This window comes from Streptomyces sp. NPDC006691, assembly GCF_042869955.1.
Lineage (GTDB): Bacteria > Actinomycetota > Actinomycetes > Streptomycetales > Streptomycetaceae > Streptomyces.
The window spans coordinates 93,590-109,302 of record NZ_JBIAGW010000023.1; the positions used below are offsets into that span (position 1 = coordinate 93,590).

Genomic DNA, 15,713 nt, shown 5'->3' on the forward strand with positions numbered 1-15,713 from the left:
CGATGGCGCATAGGTGACCTTGACCAAGCTCTATGAGGCTGGTCCGCTTGGCTAGTTGGGATGTCTTTCTGGGGGTTGCGTACGTGATCAAGTCCGCTCTGCATGCGCTGTTCTGGTCCGATGGCCGGGGAGCGGGGCTCATTGGGTATTGCGCAGCCGACCTGGTGACGCGCTCATGAGAGCGAGGCGCGGCGCGACGATCGCCGTCATCGCCGGCGGAGGCGCGATCACCACCATGCTCGTGGGCTTGGTCACGAACGCCGTTTCCCAACAGTCGCACTGGCCTTCATGGCTGGGGTGGTTGCAGGCGCATCCCTGGCTGTCGTTCGTCATTCTGGGGGTGGTCACGGCCGGGCTGACGGCGTTACTTGCCGCGTTGGACGATCACCGGGCGCCGGGGCAGAGCCCTGAGCCGACAGTGCGCCCGGATGATGGATCAGGTCCGCCCGGGGCTGCCCTGGTGCTGCGGTCGCTGCCGCGAGACACCGCGGCGTTCACCGATCGGTCGGCCGAGCTGGAGCTACTGGTGCGCTCGGTACGTGTTGCGCAGGAGACTGGTGAGGCCCTGCTGGTCCACGTCATCGACGGGATGCCCGGAGTGGGGAAGACGACCTTCGCCGTACACGCGGGGCACGTGCTCTCCGAGCGGTTTCCCGACGGGCAGTTCTTCGTCAACCTGAACGGGCACACAACGGGGCGCAGCCCGGTGCAGGCGACCGAGGCTCTCGCGTCGCTCCTCGCGGCCACCGGTGTGCCGACGCAGCAGATACCCGTGGGCGACGATGTCGGGGCGATCACGGAGGCGCGGGCCGCCATATGGCGGAGCAGGCTCGCGGGCAAGAAGGCGCTGCTCATCCTCGACAACGCGGCCAGCTATCGGCAGCTGGAGCCGTTGCTTCCCAGTGGGAGCGACTGTCTCGTGCTGGTGACCAGCCGCAAGCGGCTGGCTGCCCATGAGGAAGTGGTGCTGCCGGTCGAGGCGCTGCCGTCCGACCATGCGGTGGACCTGTTCATACGGCTCAGCGGGCGGACGGCGGACTCACTCGACCGGGATGTAGTCGAGGATCTAGTGCGGCTTTGTGGGTACCTCCCGTTGGGAGTGTCATTGCTCGCCGCGCGGTTACGGCACCATCCGTCCTGGAGCGCCGAGGACCTGCACGGGCGGTTGGTGGCGGCCCGGGACCGGCTGGGAGAACTGCGCGCCGGCGAGCGCGCGGTCGCCGCGACGTTCGATCTGTCCTATCGGGACCTCGCACCGGAACGCCAGCACTTCTTTCGGTGCCTCGGTTTCTACCCGGGCACGGAACTCGACGCGTACGTCGGGGCCGCGCTCGGATCGGTTTCGGTGGTGGTAGCCCGCCGACAACTCGAAGCGCTTTACGACGCCCACCTGATCGACGAGCACCCGGGGAGCCGTTACCGGCTTCACGATCTCCTACGCGACTACGCGCGCGGTCTCGCTGACGAAGGAGACAGCATGGACCACGTACCGGCCGTTCAGCGTGTGTGCACCTACTACCTGGCCGCTCTGGCCGTCGCGAATGAGCACATAGTCCGCGGCGGCTCCGGGGTGCCATCTTCGGCGGACGACGCGGGACACGTCGAGACCCCGGCCATGGAGTCGCGTACGGCGGCCCTGGGCTGGCTGGAGAACGAGCGGCCCAACATCCTGGCCTGCATCCGGCAGGCCGACGAGCTCGCTCTGCACGACCTCGTGATCCGTCTGGCCGCGGCCATGGCACCCTTCCTGCGGCAGGCTGGCCCTTGGGACCAGGCCGTCGGGCTTCACTGGACGGCTGCCGGGGCCGCCCAGCACACCGGAGACCAGCAGGCGCTGGCCGGCGCTCTGGCCGAGCTCGGTGTCGTACGGCGCTTCATGGCGTCCTATCCCGAAGCGACGGAAGCCCTGAACGAGGCTGTGACGCGGTACGACGCGGTCGGGGACCGGCGTGGCAAGGCGGATGCCCTGAACCAGGTGGGCATCGTGTGGTATCTGACTGCGGACAACGATGCCTCGGCCCGTGCCCAGACTGAGGCGCTCGCCCTCTACCGAGAACTCGGGTACCGGCTCGGTCAGGCCAACGCGCTGGCCGACCTCGGCATGGTGCGGCGCCAGACCAGTAGGTTCGATGAGGCCGTCGAGGCCCAGTCCGAAGCACTGTCGATCTACCGTGAGCTCGGCGACCGGTACGGGGAGGCCAACTCCCTGCGGGACCTGGGCATTGTGCACTGCCTCATGGGTGAGTACGGCCTCGCCACCGAGCGGCAGCGCGAAGCGTTCGACATTTACAAGGCGCTGGACGACCGGGTCCACCAGGCGTACGCCCTCAACGAGTTGGGCGTGGTGCAGCGGCTCACCGGTGATCTCGAGGGCGCTCGCGACGCCCACACTCAGGCGCTGGAACACTACACCGAGCTCGGCGAACGCTTCGGGCGCGCGAACAGCGTCCGCCACCTCGGTGTGCTGAACCGTCTGTCCGGGGACATGCTGACAGCGATCCGTGTGCTCGAGGAGGCTCTGGAGGCGTATCGCGATCTCGGCAGCCGTGGCGGCGAAGCCGCCTCGTTGAGCGAATTGGGGATCGCCCGCGGGATCATCGGTGAGCAGGACGCTGCTGTTGAGGCATTCCGGCAGAGCCTGGAGATTCTGCGTGATCTCGGCGATCGCTGTGGCGAGGCAGAGGTGCTCAACCACTGGGGAGCGCTGATGCGGACGTCTGGTGACCCGACCGCCGGGCGCGAGCACTTCGAACAGGCGCTGGTTCTGGCTCGGGACATCCGTTGTCCGTTGGAGGAGGCACGGGCGCTGGAGGGGATTGGCCGCTGCGATTGGACGATCGACGGCCCCGCCCAGGCCGAGGGGATGCTGCGTGAAGCGCTCACCATGTACCGACAGTTGGGCGTGAGCGCGTCGGCCGACGACGTCGAGCGGCTCTTGGTGTCGCAGACGGGATGAGCCGGAGCGAAATACGTGACCATTTTCCGTATGTCGCGGTGAGTGGCGACGCTGCTACGTTGCCAGCCGATCTGTAGCTTCAACCGCCCTTTGCTTCCATCGCCATCGCAGCGTCCCAGTCTCTCGACACCCATCACGAGGAGCGTTGAATGCCGCCCAGCACGAATGTTCCCTCCCCTTCGGCCGCCGGCCCGGACACCTCGGAGTTCGCGCTCGGCCCCGAAGTCCTGGACCGTGTCGCCGCCCGCGTGCAGCGCCGCCTGGTGGCTGAGCGGGCCGCCTCGAACAGCATCGGGGACGGCGCGCATGCCGCCTCGCTGATCTGGCCGTGGCCGCTGTAGTAGCTGCTGCTTGATGACACCGACGCCACCTCATACGCCGTTCCACACCTTCATCCTCAAGGTTGCAAACCGATGCAACATTGATTGCGACTACTGCTATGTCTTCAACTCCAAGGACCAGGCGTGGCGGAGCCTACCGGCGCGGATGAGCGTAGAGGTGGCTCGGGCGGCGGCTCGAAGGATCACCGAGCATGTGACGACGTACGGGCTACGGACCGTCCACGTCGTGCTGCATGGTGGCGAGCCGCTGCTCGCCGGCCCCCGGCACCTGGGGGAGCTTCTCGACGTGCTCAAGGACGGCATCCCGTCCGACGTCGAGGTCCGCTTGGAGTTGCAGACCAACGGGACGCTCGTATCGGAGGCGTGGCTCGACCTCTTCGAGCAGTACGCGGTGACGGTGGGCGTCAGTCTCGACGGACCGCCCGCCGCTAACGATCGGCACCGGCTCACGCACGCCTTCCGATCGAGCGCGGCCTCGGCGGTACGGGGTATCGAGCTGCTGAGGTCCCGGCCTGGGCTGTTCGCGGGGCTGCTCGCCGTTGTGGACCTGGAGAACGATCCAGTGGAGGTCCACGACTACCTCGCGTCGTTCGAGCCTCCGGTGATCGATTTCGGGCTGCCGCACGGAACCCACGATGCGCCGCCGGATCGGAATGATCCCGCTGTCCCGGAGTACGGGGTGTGGATGAGCCGCCTCTACGATGCCTGGCTTGCCCGGCCCGAGTACCGGCACAGCGTGCGCATGCTGGAGGACATCGTGGCGCTCAGCTCCGGCGCGCGCGGTGCGGTGGAGACACTCGGGCTCGCGCCGCCGGCCAGCGTCGTGATCGAGTCCGACGGTTCCGTCGAGGGCGTGGACACCCTGCGCTCGGTGGAGGAGGGCGAGTCCTGGCTCGGGCTCGATGTCTTCAGTGACTCCTTCGACGCGGCGGTCCACCACCCCAAGCTGCTGCATCGCCAGGAGAGCGGGACGGCCGCCCTCTCCGAGGAGTGCCAATGCTGTCCGCTGGTGGCCGTATGTGGCGGCGGCTACCTGCCGCACCGCTTCAGCGAGGCACGTGGGTACAGGAACCCGTCCGTCTACTGCGCGGACCTGGCGTATCTCATACGGCATGTCCAGGGTTCTCTACAACGGCACGGCTGGGCGCTCGGGGCTTCTGCCGCCGGGTCCTCGTAGCCACCATGCACGACAGCGCAAACGACAGGAGTTGCACGCCGATGACCGTGACGATCCGGCCCGCCGAGAAGAGCGACCTCCAAGGATTGGCTGAACTGATCGAGGAGATCGAGCGGTTCTACGGCACGACCGACGCCGAGATCCAGCCTTTCGACGAGCGCCAGGACCAGGTCGAGGAAGCCCTGTTCGGTTCACCGCCCCTCGCCTCCGCCCTGCTGGTCGAGGACGAGGCCGGACACATTGTCGGTCTCGCCGCGTATTCGTTTCTGTGGCCGTCGGCGGGGTCGACCCACTCCCTCTTCCTCAAGGAGCTTTACGTCCGTGATGTGCTCCGTCGGCAGGGAGTCGGAGAACGCCTCATGAACGAGCTGCGCGCCATCGCTGCGGCCCGCCCAGGGTGCAGCCGCGTCGAGTGGATGACCGACCGCGACAACCCGGGCGCCCGAGCCTTCTACAAGTCGCTCGGGTTCGCGGAGTTCGACGGGAAGATCGTCTACAGGGTCGAAGTCGGCGAGTCATGAGAAGGCATGGGAACGAGCGAGGTTGTGAAGGAAGAACGCTGCGAACGGTGTGAGTGCATCATCGGTCTGGGGTGCGGCTGCCCACCTGACGGGTCCGTGCCGAAGTCGCGTTCCGCGTCCCAGCCACGACAGGAATGGTGGCGTTTCCCTGCGGACACGATCCTGATCTCATCCACGCGGTACGCGCACCTACCGGGGGCATGCACACACCTCACAGAGGAGCTGGTGAAGCCGCCGCGGTGGGGGTGGATTCGCGATCCTGCGCCCGGACTCTGGGACCGTCTGGGCAGTAGTTGTCCGGCGGTGGCCACCGTCGGCAACACCACCCGGCGGGCGACTCGGCGGTGTGAGGAGTGTCAGGCTTCGTTGGCGGCACAACGAAGCTGATCGGAGAGTCGACCTTCATGCCGGTGCGGGCGTCGCGGTTGGCGGCTGCGCCAGCGCGGCGAGGGGTGTGCAGCAACGACGCCTCTCTTGGGGCAGCCTATGGACTTCGAGCAGGGCCATGTGACAGCATCCCGTCCGTCAGGTGATCAACACCTGGCAACTGCGGTTGACCCGCGTTAGCGGCTCTATAGATCTCCCTGCTGGCAGGTAAGGGGGTCCCCTTTCAAAGGAGACTCCTGTGCCTGCCGTTTCTCATGTCGCCAAGCCTGCGCAGTGGTCGCACTATCTGCGCGCGGTTGTGGACATCGCCTTCCCCGCACACAGTATTCGTGTCGCAGCGGGTCCCTCGGACGGCGGGGTGACGAGCCTCCCATACCCGTTCAACGATGTGCACTCGATCCACATCGTCACCGCCTTCAACCCCGGCGGACGCAACACCAGTGTCCGAGCCAACCTTCGGGCGCAACACGAGCTGTTGCACAGCATCGGCCTCAATAGGCTGCAGTGGTGGCCAGCCGTCGGAGGCGATCTGGCCGACACTCACGCAGAAATCAGCGCAGCCGTCGTCGGAATGGACGACGCCCAGGCCCGGAACCTGGGCCGACGCTTCGGCCAGGACGCCGTGTTCGCCTGGTCACCGGCGTCATGGCGACTACTGGCCTGCACCGACGCGGCCCACGACACGGTCATCGCCGACTGGCACGCTGCCCTCCTCACGCCAGCACCTCAACGGGGTTCCCAGCCGTCTGTCGCGTAGCCCCAACGATCAGTCGCACATGCCAAGAAGACAGCCTTGCACCCCGAGGGAGCCACACTCATGAACCGCGGCAACTACGAAACTCTCGCCGCCGTCATCGCCGACAGTGATGCTGACGATCGTGCCCGGCGCATCCTTGCCCTCGACCTGGCCGACGCACTCACCGTCACCAATCAGCGTTTTGACCCCGTCAGGTGGCTGCGGCAGTGTGACGTCCCGGTGACGCCCGTTGAGGTCGCACAGCGGAGCAACCGACTCGCCTACCGCGTGAAGCACATCCACGATCGCCGACGAGCGTGTGAACAGCGCACTGGATTTCGCCTCGAGTCCTACTCCGTCACTGTTCCCGCAACAACTCGTTAGAGGTCGAAGTGGAGCTCGAACTCCCCAAGCGGAGTTGGCTGATATTGAGAATCTCCGGAAAGTGCGCCCTGACCTCCGTAAATGCTGCTCTCGCCTGTTGGTCGGCGACAGCTGATTCGGGCCCCTAACGGTTCTCCTGCAGTGCTTCGCCGAGCTCAGTTGTCCGGCTGGTCCTCGGAGTCGGACGGGGGAGACGTCGGCAGAGCATCCTCCTCCCGGAGCAGTTCGATCACGCCGATCGCGTCATCGTCCTGCGAGGGGTCGGCGTCGCCGTAGTTCGGGTCACGGGTCAGGTCGCCGCCCGACTTGTCGATCAGGAAGCGTTCGCGATATGCGTCGCGCGCCGAAACAGCGATGCGATCGATGTGCCTGTAACTCAGCCCTGCGCCGACAGCCATGCCGGCGATGGGCACGAACTGCCCGAGCTTCTTCTTCGTCAGCTGCTGCGTGAACTTCGCTGCGAACGTCTGGGCGATCTTGGTGAGAACCTTCTCGTTCAACTTGGCCCAAGGAGCGTTCCGTGCCAGCAACTGGGTGAGTTGAGACAGTTCACGGTACGCGGCCGTCTTCGCCGATGTGCCGGTGGCCATTCCGAGAGCGATCACGGACATCACGAAGAGTTCTTCTTCGGGATCGCTCGGGCAGTAGCCGTAGTAGAGAGCTGTGGCGGCGACCGTTCGCGTGGCAAGGGCGAGCATCATCGCGGTGTCGGCGAGCATCGCCCCGGCTACGGTCCCGAGTCCGGGTGCGGCACCCGCGCCGGCGCCGGCGATTGTTCCGGCGCCGGCGAGCACCTCTCCGCCGGTCACGGCCGCAGCGGATCCGAGGCCGGTAGCCGCTGCCGAGAGCGCGTGGCCGTACCGAACCAAGTTGTGCCTCGAAACCTCATCGACGACCCGCAGGTCGAGCTCACGGATCTCGTCCAACCCGGCGATGTCGTGTCCGGTACGTCGATACTGCTCAACGACACGTTTCTTGCTCACTGTCCGGCCTGCGGTGTCTCCCACAACCTTGCCGAGACCCTTTGCGGCTCCGCCGTAGGCGGCAGCCACTTTGTCGGCGCCCGGGGTGCTCATCGCCTTCTGGCCGAGCGAAGCGAGTCGGTCCCGGGCCTGCTGCGGAAGGAGGTTCCTCGCCTGCTTGTTGAGGGAAGCCGCCTTTCGCTTCTGGAGTTGGTCCCACTCCCGTTGTTCGTAAGCAGAGAGAGTCATGTCGTCGCCTCAGTATCAGATTGCTTGGAAGCAGTCCCGCATGATCGCGACCATGAGTCTGCGCCGCTGGACGAGGAACTCCTTGTAGCTTCCCGCCATGACCTCAGCCAGATTCGCCGGCCTGTACGGTGAGTTGTGTAACTCCCGTCCGGAGGGCGCTAGTTAGTACTGGTGAGTCTCCCGGGGAGGAACATCGTGAAGCAGAATACGCGTTTGACGAGGTACCTGGAGGGTTCGAGGGAACATCCTTGGGCTGGGGGGCCAGCGAAGGTTGTGAAGGCGCCAAGCATTGGCAGCAGGTCCTGACCGAACTCAAAAGCCGGGGGTCCGTGACGTCCTGATGCTGGTCTGCGACGGGCTGAAGGAACTGCCCACGGGGTGAACAACGTCTGGCCGCGGACCGTGGTGCAGACCCAATGCCGTGTAAAGCCACCCATGCCCTCTGCCGTCGGCCAGGGAATGTCCTCCCGCGATGTGAGCACCTTGCCCAGCGCACGGCTACAGGGAACCTGACTTCACTCGCCCCTGCCGCCAGGCAGTCGCCTCTGTTCCCGGAAGACATCCTTCTGGCTCCTCCTCGACGTCCTCGACTGGTCCCAGCGATGTCGTCGAGGCGGGGCCAGCGGGTCACCAGCCGGGGTAGCGGTCCAACCAGTGTGGGTCCCAGCCGCCGCTGTAATCGCCACCACTGGGGGAGTCGGTGAACTGGGCGACGAGGTCGCGGGCCAGGGTGTCGAGGACCCACGCGAGTTCGTGGCGGCTGATCAGATCGATGGGGAGTGCCTCCACGCCGTGTGCCGCTCCGAGCAGTGCGCCGGTCACGCAGGCGACCGAGTCGCCGTCCGGCGCCCCGGCGGCGAAGCGCAGCGCGGCGCCCACCTGGTCCCGGTCGGGGAAGGAGGCGGCGACATACAGGCCGCCGAGCAGTGCCGAGGGTGCGGTGGCGTCCGGTGCGAGCTTTGCGAGCCGTTTGGCGTCTGCCGGATGAGCGATAGCCTCCTGAAGCGCCTCGGCGAGTTGGTCGAGTTCCCGCGCGTCCAGGCTGTGCTTGGCTCCACGAAGGGCAAGGAGGCCCTTCTGCAGAGCTTGCTGCACCTGCGACTGCCCCCCGAACAGCGAGTCCTGCATTTCCGGGGTGCTGGTCAGGCAGTGGTTGACCAGCACGGCTGCGTGGGCTGCCGCGGACTGCGCGGCTGGGTCGCCGTGGGTGAGGGCGGCGATCTCCCGGGCCAACTGGACTGACTGCTTCGAGCCGTGTGCGGCGCCAACCACGGCGACAGGAAGGGTGCGGGTGAGCGCGTGGCAGCCGCGGCTGGACGTCGGCATCCCGATGTTTCCCTGCTCGGTCTTGGACAGGGCCGCCACGGTCGCCGGTGCTGAACCGCGCCGCTCGGCCAGCACGGGCACCTGGGCGAGCCAGCCGTTGGGCCACACCTCGTCGCCGTGGGCCCAGCGCTGGCGCATCCGCTCGACCTCGATCCCCTGCAGGGCCGCCCACCGGCAGTAGGCGTGCCACACCACCGACGGTGGATGACAGATGCCCTTGTGCTCGCCGCGCACCCACGCGCGGATCGTGCCCTCTGCGGTGAAGCAGGCCAACTGGGTGCTGACACCGGCCCGCAGCGGGCCGTCGGCCGGCAGTTTGCCCCGGGCGGCGCCCAGCGTGTCTCCCAGCGCCAGGCCCAGCATCATCCCGCGTACCCGGGACGCCGCCCCTTTCTCCTTCAGGACCTCCCTCGGCTGCTCCGGCTCCTCGCCAGGGCCCAGGTCCAGCGCCCCCTGCCTGTGCTCGGCCTGCGCCCGGTCCCGTTCCCGCGGTGCGGTGCGGTGCGGTGGGCCGGTGCCGACCCGGCCGCGGTCGGATCAGTCGCTGCAACGCCTGGACTGGCCGGCTGCCCGCCTCCGGCGCGCCGGGCGGTCAGCTCGTGCACCGCGTCGTGCATCTCCGGGTGTGCCTCGAGATGCCAGCCGCTGGTCAGCACCCGGCGCAGGTCGTTCAGCGCAGTCTTGGAGTCGGTGCCGGTGGCCAGGTGACTGTAGATCGCAGCGACGGCCGGGGTACGGCTCTGCCCGGCAAAGCAGTGGAGCAGGACCCGCTTGCCTTCCTGACGCAACCGCACCACCTGGCGGGCGGCCTGGTCCAGAACGTAGTGGAGGTTGGCGTTCGCCCCCTGACTGTCCACCAACCACACGCCGACGTGCTCGACGTCGGTGCCGGGCAGGATCGGGTCCGTGCCGGTACGGCACAGTGACACCACGGCCTCGACAGGGACCGGCTCGGCGTCCTGGGCCAGCGCCAGGTTGCCCAGCACCACCCCGGGGTCGTGCGGGTGGGGTATGGCGAAGCCGCGGTGGTCGCCGACGGACATGCGGGGCGCCGACGGCCAGCCCTGGGCGTCGTCGTTCCCGCCCCTGGCGGTACGCACCGCCAGCCGGACCAGGTCGGCTCCGGTGTGGCCGGGCCAGCCGTGGACGGCCTGCTGCCACGCCAGCGGGATGCCGGAGCAGCCCCAGCGCGCGCCGAGCAGGGCGCCCGCGATCGCCGCGACGGTGTCGGTGTCCGTCCCGGCCCGTACCGCCGCCTCCAAGGCGAGGCCGAAGTGCTGCGCGGGGAAGCTGCTCTCGGCCGGGCTCAACTCGGGGACGGTGGTGCGGGTGATCGCCGACCAGGCGGCCTGAAGCGCGTGGACGACCCAGCCGTTGTTGGCGAAGTGATGCGGCGGATTGGCCTCCGCCTCGTCCAGCCGCCTAGCCCACACCCCCCGGCGCTCCGCGGGGAGCAGGTCCAGGCCGGCGCGCACGCCCTCGAACGTCCCGTGCAGCACCGCGGTGCGGATGCCGGAGCACCACAGCACGCAGGCGTCGGCGCAGTCGGGGTCCGGGTGGGTGAGCGCGCTGACGGCGGTGGCGGCCTCGGCCATCGCGGCGGCACCGCCGAGGTAGGCGAGGGCGACGATGCCGGTGCGCATCAATGAGCCGTTCCCGGCGCTGCGGTCGTTGCCGGCGGTGAAGCTGCGGGCGGCGGCCAGCATCGCCGCGCCCGGCGCTCCGGGGACGCTGCGGGCGGCGCCCAGGACGGCGCGGGTCTGGGAGCCGACGTAACTGGCGCCGCCGCTCAGCCAGCCCTGGAAGTTGGTGGCGATCGCGTCAAGGGCCTCCGGGGTGCGCAGATCCGCCCCGCCAGCCGCGACCTCGGCGATACAGACCTGCATCTGAGTGTCGTCCGAGTACTCGCCCGGCTCGTACGGCCCCAGGCCACCGCCGATCATCCGCGGCTGCTGGTCGTCGCGCAGCGTCGCCTTGAACTCGTAGGGCACGCCGCACGCGTCGCCCACGGCCGCGCCGAGCAGTACACCGGCGGCCCGGTCGGTGGCCCGCGTGTCCAGGCGGGGCTGCGGGGCATGGGCCATGGGAACTCCATAAGGTGCGGTGGCGCGCGGAGAGCGGGGCGGGCGATGGCGTGCAGGCTCGATCCCACGCGGAATAAACGGGGACGGCGCAGGCGCTGCAGAATGCCGAAAAAGGAGTACTCCTCGGCACATTGACGCTCCGTCAGCCTGACAGGGCATCCCGCTTATCGTCAATGAGACGATACTGGAAGTTTGCCGAGATCGGCGCCTGGAACCACGCGATCCGTCCGATCTCGGCTGGGTGAGTGGAGTAGTGGCAGCAGCCGGTCGTTCAGCCGTGGCTACGGTGAGGGGGGGCGGTAGAGCGAGTCGCTTGGGTTCTGCTGCGGTTGTGGACGAGCGGGTGCGGGAGGGGGCGGAAGCGGACAGATGGAGCGACTGCCTTCGAACAAGTACGGGGTCGTATGCGCGGCTGAGCATTGCTCGGTGTATATGCAGCCAGGCGTGGGCGTTCGTGTCCGGCGCGAGGATCGGTCGCAGATGTCAACGAGTGGTCTACGAACGGTGCCACGGAGAGCTGACCCAGGCGCGCCTCAGCGCGTCACCGCATCGGATGCAGAGTCCGCCGGGCGGTTTCCGACGCCCCGCGGACGCGCTATTACGTCCGCGGTCTCCGGGTGATTTGCCGCGGTCTGATGCTAATTGCGGCCCCGAGGAGCTTCTTGAACTCGTCCTCCCACTCGTCCTCCTTTACCCCGTGCAGGTCGTCAGTGACCAGCAACACTCCTTGCGGCCCGCCACCCGGGAGAATGCCGTGTTCTGCGTACCAGGCCTTCTTCTGTTCCCACTTTCGGGCGTACTCCGGGTTGTCGAGCATGCCCAAGTGCTCCCAATAGATCGGTCTGTTGGGGTCGTCGGTGGTGATGGTGAAGTCGGGGAACCTCCTCCTGCCGTCACGTCCAATCAGCGGCTGCTCGTACGAAAAGCGTCCCTGTGCGTGACGCTGGAGGAGGTCGGCGATGATCACTTCGTTCTTGCTGCGCACCGGCAGGCCAAAGTGGGTGATGTGGATGAGGTTCGCATCGAAGAGGCCGATACGGTGTCCTTCAGCGTCAAGCACCGGGACTGGCTTCGGTGCCCTGGTGAGGTCGGTAAGCCTGCGTGCGGTGTCGGATGCTGTAGGGCGGGCCACTTCTCGCAGCTCGTTCAGGGATCCTTCGTGGCAGATGATCACCCTCTCGGTCTGGCGCGTCAATGCTGTGTAGAGCAGCTCCCTTGAGACTCCTTGCAGATTCGCGGGCAACATAAGAATGACCGTGCCGAATTCACTTCCTTGGCTCTTGTGAACGGTCAGTGCCCAAGCCAGCTCCATGGATGGTTCGTCGTCTGAGCCGACCCGCGCAGCGGTAATCCTCAGGCCAGGCTGCGAGGAGAATTCGACCTGTGTCTGCCAAGGCGGAGTACGCGATCCTTTGGATCGCAGCTGGCCGGTGACTACCCCAAGCTCGCCGTTGGCTACGTACGTTTTCTCCGCAGTTCGACTCTGCGGCTTGTACGCGGGAAGCAACTGGTTACGGGTGTTGACGACCTTGTCGCCGACGACGATCTGCTCTGGACCGAGCGGTTCGGGAACTCGCCGTTCGAAGGGACGAGTGTGTGCCTGTGCCAGTGCTCGTTGACGGAAAGTCTGCTTGAGGTGGCGATTGAGGTCGGTGGTCCCATGCGCCCGGCCGCGAGTTGGCGACAGCGCCTGCCACTGATCGCACAAAGCTGAGGCAGTGGAGTAGTTGGGGTATTGATTGCCGTGCGCGTTCGTCCAGGTAGTGGCGCCGTAGGAATGGGTGAAGGTCAGCTCGTCGCGGACCCCGAACTCCTCTCGCAGCACATCCTCAAGGACGCGGGAGGGACTACGGCCGTTCCACGCAACGGCCCGCAGGGTCTGCATGTCGTGTCCGGCCAGGAGCGTTCGCCACACGTTCTCCGCGTCGTCCGGGTGTCCGTCTCCGCTGTACCAATGGGCGAGTGCGAGATCCGCCCGATCTCGACCCTGTTGACGGCGAAGAACGGTCAACTCTGCCCACCCTGGGGCAATGCGTGGCCATGGCATGGTGGTGGGTCTGCGGTGGCGTTCAAGGTCGACGAATGGTCGCCCAGCACCGATGGGTGGTAGTTGGCGCGGGTCGCCGACCAGGATCAGACGATCGGTGATTTCTACGGCGTCCAACAATGCGGCGAGCATGTCCTCGGTGAGCATGGACGCCTCGTCGACCACCACCGTTCCCACCCGCATGCGGTCCCCTTCCGGGTCGGTGAGGTAGCGGGCGTACTGATCGTCGTAGCGCCTTCGGATGCGCAGAAACTGGGCGAGTGTGAAGGCCGGTCGGCCCACCTTCTGCTCCAACTGAACGCGCGCTTTGCCGGTCGGAGCCAGTAGTAGGAGGCCTCGCTCCAGCACTTCCGTCCGCTTGGCCAGCGCTTGAATCAACGTCGTCTTACCAGTGCCGGCTGGACCGTTCAAGATTGTCACGCGCCGCTTATACATTTCCTCGAACGCGGCGGCTTTCTCGAATTGAGCTCGCTGCTCGGTTTTCGTATCTGCATCTGCGGCCAGGTTCCCGAGAATCTGATCAAGGGCTGAAGACAGATTAGAGGGGACTTTGTGGAGAGGGGCTTTGAGAACCTGGTTCAGGCGCTCACGGATGAAGTCGCGGCGCGCTGCGGCTGAGGCCAACTTGTAGGCAGGCTCGCCGCCGTTGATGTCAGCACGGCGCAATTGGCTCCAGGGTTCCGGGAGATCTTCGCTATCCGAAGGCAACAACTTGCTTGGAACCAGCCCCAGGGGCTTCAGGATCGAGTACTCGATGGCCAGCGGCGCAGTGACTGTGAGAAGCGCGAGGCGCTCGGCTGCCTGCTGGAACGGCAGGAGAGTGTGTCCCTCCGCTTGAGCGCGGGCCACCACAGTTGTGATCGCGGCGTCGAGGCGGCGTTGATCGTTTGGGTCGTCGAAGGGGTGCGTGAGTGGCAATGGGTGGTGCTCGGCGAGCTGGAGGTCGGGAAACAAGCCACGGTCCACGGTCTCGAAGGCGATCGGCTCGCCATCATCGACGGTGCAGGTCACAAGGTCGTAAGGGTTGTCCAGCAAGTCCTCGGGCGTGATTGGCACGCCGGTCTGGCCGCCCATGACGCGTGCAATTGTTTCCGGTGTCAGGTCGAAGCGGGAGAGAGTCCTCAGGGCGCGGCGGTCGAGTTCGCTCGTGCCTTTCCAGATGGCACTACGCGTTTGGGTTGCCAGCTCCGTGAGGTCGGGTGGGTCGGCAAGCCCCTCCAGGAGGTTCTCCAGCAGTGGCCATGGGTCTCCGCCGTCGTCAACCGCGGACAGTAGTCGGTGAGCAGCGAAGGTGGAGTGGCGAAAGCCGAGGTACTGCAGGACGGCCGGAAGGCCGGGGGCGGGGCCGCGGCGTTCCCACGCCCGGGCCAATTGCTCATCCAGCCATTGAAGCGACGCCTCAGGGACGCCGATGGTGGGCTCTCCCAACGAGATGGCGGCCTGCGTGGCGCGGTAGAGCTCCATCAACGACGCCACCGCGCAGTCCGGTGAAATGTGCTCGGTGGTATAGGAGAAGTTCCGGCCGGTCTCAGGAGCCACGGCTAAGGTCGAGGTTACGTCCACGCCGCGAGCTGCCAGGTTGGCCAATGCCTGGACGGGCAAGAGGATGCCGCCGGTGCCGTCGGGGCGCAGGCTGTGTCTCAGTGTGGTCTCCCACATGTGGCTAGGAAACTTACTGGATTGCGCTCCAGGCCACGGCTCAGGCCCGGTTGTGCTGGTTACCGTGGCAGCCCCGACCAGCATGCGCCGGGGCTGGTTCTCGAAGGGGGAGTGCTTGAGGTAGAAGAAAATCAGCGAATCTTGGGGTGTGACGTATCGGAAGAATGTCTTGATAATGGCCTGCTGATTATCGCCATGCATCACCCATGGCAGTGCTTCTTTGTCGAAATTCCGAGCGATTTCATCTTCTGCATCGGAGCGGTACCCGGGGACGGGTTGCTCCGCGAGCACCCTTTCCTCGATGTTGCTGCGGTTGAGCCAGAAGTAGGGGATGCCGTGAACGGAGTGGGCCGGAACCGGGAGGCTGGCTGGCCGCAGTTCCTTTAGGAACCAGGCATAGGGGTGGGTGCGCCGCACGGTGTGAGAGCGGTCGCTCATGAAGCTGCCACGTTCCAGGGCGCAGGGAGGCAATTTCTCTCCCAGCGTGCTCCACGCCTGTCCTTTGTGGGTCGCCTCGTGCTGGTCATCACGGTCTTTGGCGATGTTGCCAAGCGCGAGGCACGAGTGGTTGGCAACTGGGTCGGCGCAGATCGTGCCCTCCCAGCCCGTGTCGTGCCATGGAACGCGCACAGACAGATGCTGCACGTAGGCCATCGCTTGCCCCTCCGCAGATCACGTGTTGACTGTGTCCGCCAAGCCTAGACATCAGCCGGCGGGCTGTGGGTGCCAACTGAGAGAGCCGTCCGTGGGGCAATCCTCGGCGCGGTCACGGCGAGTAGCACAACCCCTTAGGGCTTGTCTGACAAATGATCACCGAGCGTGTGCGTGCTCCGTCCAATTGCCTTGCCGTCCTGACGTCAGCCAGTGATTCTGGGCAGGTGCCA

10 protein-coding genes are annotated in these 15,713 nt (G+C 66.5%); 6 read left to right on the forward strand and 4 right to left on the reverse strand.

Annotation, left to right across the window (positions count from 1 at the left end):
- Nucleotides 1-175: 175 nt before the first annotated feature.
- The 6 genes from haaT to ACFYNP_RS33595 all read left to right on the forward strand — a co-directional run bounded on the left by haaT (nucleotide 176) and on the right by ACFYNP_RS33595 (nucleotide 6,502).
- Nucleotides 176-2,956 carry a cyclophane-containing RiPP biosynthesis TPR protein HaaT gene (gene haaT, locus ACFYNP_RS33570; protein WP_388790913.1) on the forward strand — a complete coding sequence of 927 codons (2,781 nt, stop codon included), beginning with the start codon at nucleotides 176-178 and terminating at the stop codon, nucleotides 2,954-2,956.
- A gap of 149 nt (nucleotides 2,957-3,105) precedes the next feature.
- Nucleotides 3,106-3,297 (forward strand): HaaA family cyclophane-containing RiPP peptide, encoded by a 192-nt coding sequence (gene haaA / locus ACFYNP_RS33575; RefSeq protein ID WP_388790915.1) that lies wholly within the window; start codon nucleotides 3,106-3,108, stop codon nucleotides 3,295-3,297.
- 13 nt (nucleotides 3,298-3,310) lie between these two features.
- Entirely contained in the window at nucleotides 3,311-4,474 is a 1,164-nt protein-coding gene (locus ACFYNP_RS33580; protein ID WP_388790937.1) for an FxsB family cyclophane-forming radical SAM/SPASM peptide maturase, read from the forward strand.
- Nucleotides 4,475-4,515: 41 nt separating this feature from the next.
- Nucleotides 4,516-4,995 (forward strand): cyclophane-containing RiPP N-acetyltransferase HaaN, encoded by a 480-nt coding sequence (haaN, locus tag ACFYNP_RS33585; RefSeq protein WP_388790917.1) that lies wholly within the window; start codon nucleotides 4,516-4,518, stop codon nucleotides 4,993-4,995.
- Nucleotides 4,996-5,620: 625 nt separating this feature from the next.
- Nucleotides 5,621-6,139 (forward strand): DUF3293 domain-containing protein, encoded by a 519-nt coding sequence (locus ACFYNP_RS33590; RefSeq protein ID WP_388790919.1) that lies wholly within the window; start codon nucleotides 5,621-5,623, stop codon nucleotides 6,137-6,139.
- 60 nt (nucleotides 6,140-6,199) lie between these two features.
- Complete coding sequence (locus ACFYNP_RS33595; RefSeq protein WP_388790921.1) at nucleotides 6,200-6,502, forward strand: hypothetical protein; 303 nt, start codon at nucleotides 6,200-6,202, stop codon at nucleotides 6,500-6,502.
- 155 nt (nucleotides 6,503-6,657) lie between these two features.
- Here ACFYNP_RS33595 and ACFYNP_RS33600 read toward each other — a convergent pair whose 3' ends face one another.
- The 4 genes from ACFYNP_RS33600 to ACFYNP_RS33615 form a co-directional block, all read right to left on the reverse strand.
- Nucleotides 6,658-7,713 (reverse strand): EcsC family protein, encoded by a 1,056-nt coding sequence (locus tag ACFYNP_RS33600; RefSeq protein ID WP_388790923.1) that lies wholly within the window; start codon nucleotides 7,711-7,713, stop codon nucleotides 6,658-6,660.
- A 627-nt stretch (nucleotides 7,714-8,340) separates the two neighbouring features.
- A complete protein-coding gene (locus ACFYNP_RS33605) occupies nucleotides 8,341-9,405 on the reverse strand; it encodes an ADP-ribosylglycohydrolase family protein (RefSeq protein WP_388790925.1) in 1,065 nt (354 codons plus the stop codon).
- Nucleotides 9,406-9,437: 32 nt separating this feature from the next.
- Nucleotides 9,438-11,123, reverse strand: coding sequence for an ADP-ribosylglycohydrolase family protein (locus ACFYNP_RS33610; RefSeq protein ID WP_388790927.1), 1,686 nt, complete (start codon nucleotides 11,121-11,123; stop codon nucleotides 9,438-9,440).
- Nucleotides 11,124-11,721: 598 nt separating this feature from the next.
- A complete protein-coding gene (locus ACFYNP_RS33615; protein WP_388790929.1) occupies nucleotides 11,722-15,483 on the reverse strand; it encodes an AAA family ATPase in 3,762 nt (1,253 codons plus the stop codon).
- Between the last annotated feature and the right edge of the window lie 230 nt (nucleotides 15,484-15,713).

Excerpts from the sequence above, each read along its gene's own strand:
- haaT (WP_388790913.1), top strand. The coding sequence starts at position 176 with ATGAGAGCGAGGCGCGGCGCGACGATCGCCGTCATCGCCGGCGGAGGC.
- haaA (WP_388790915.1), top strand. The coding sequence starts at position 3,106 with ATGCCGCCCAGCACGAATGTTCCCTCCCCTTCGGCCGCCGGCCCGGAC.
- ACFYNP_RS33580 (WP_388790937.1), top strand. The coding sequence starts at position 3,311 with ATGACACCGACGCCACCTCATACGCCGTTCCACACCTTCATCCTCAAG.
- haaN (WP_388790917.1), top strand. The coding sequence starts at position 4,516 with ATGACCGTGACGATCCGGCCCGCCGAGAAGAGCGACCTCCAAGGATTG.
- ACFYNP_RS33595 (WP_388790921.1), top strand. The coding sequence starts at position 6,200 with ATGAACCGCGGCAACTACGAAACTCTCGCCGCCGTCATCGCCGACAGT.
- ACFYNP_RS33600 (WP_388790923.1), bottom strand. The coding sequence starts at position 7,713 with ATGACTCTCTCTGCTTACGAACAACGGGAGTGGGACCAACTCCAGAAG.
- ACFYNP_RS33605 (WP_388790925.1), bottom strand. The coding sequence starts at position 9,405 with ATGATGCTGGGCCTGGCGCTGGGAGACACGCTGGGCGCCGCCCGGGGC.
- ACFYNP_RS33610 (WP_388790927.1), bottom strand. The coding sequence starts at position 11,123 with ATGGCCCATGCCCCGCAGCCCCGCCTGGACACGCGGGCCACCGACCGG.
- ACFYNP_RS33615 (WP_388790929.1), bottom strand. The coding sequence starts at position 15,483 with ATGGCCTACGTGCAGCATCTGTCTGTGCGCGTTCCATGGCACGACACG.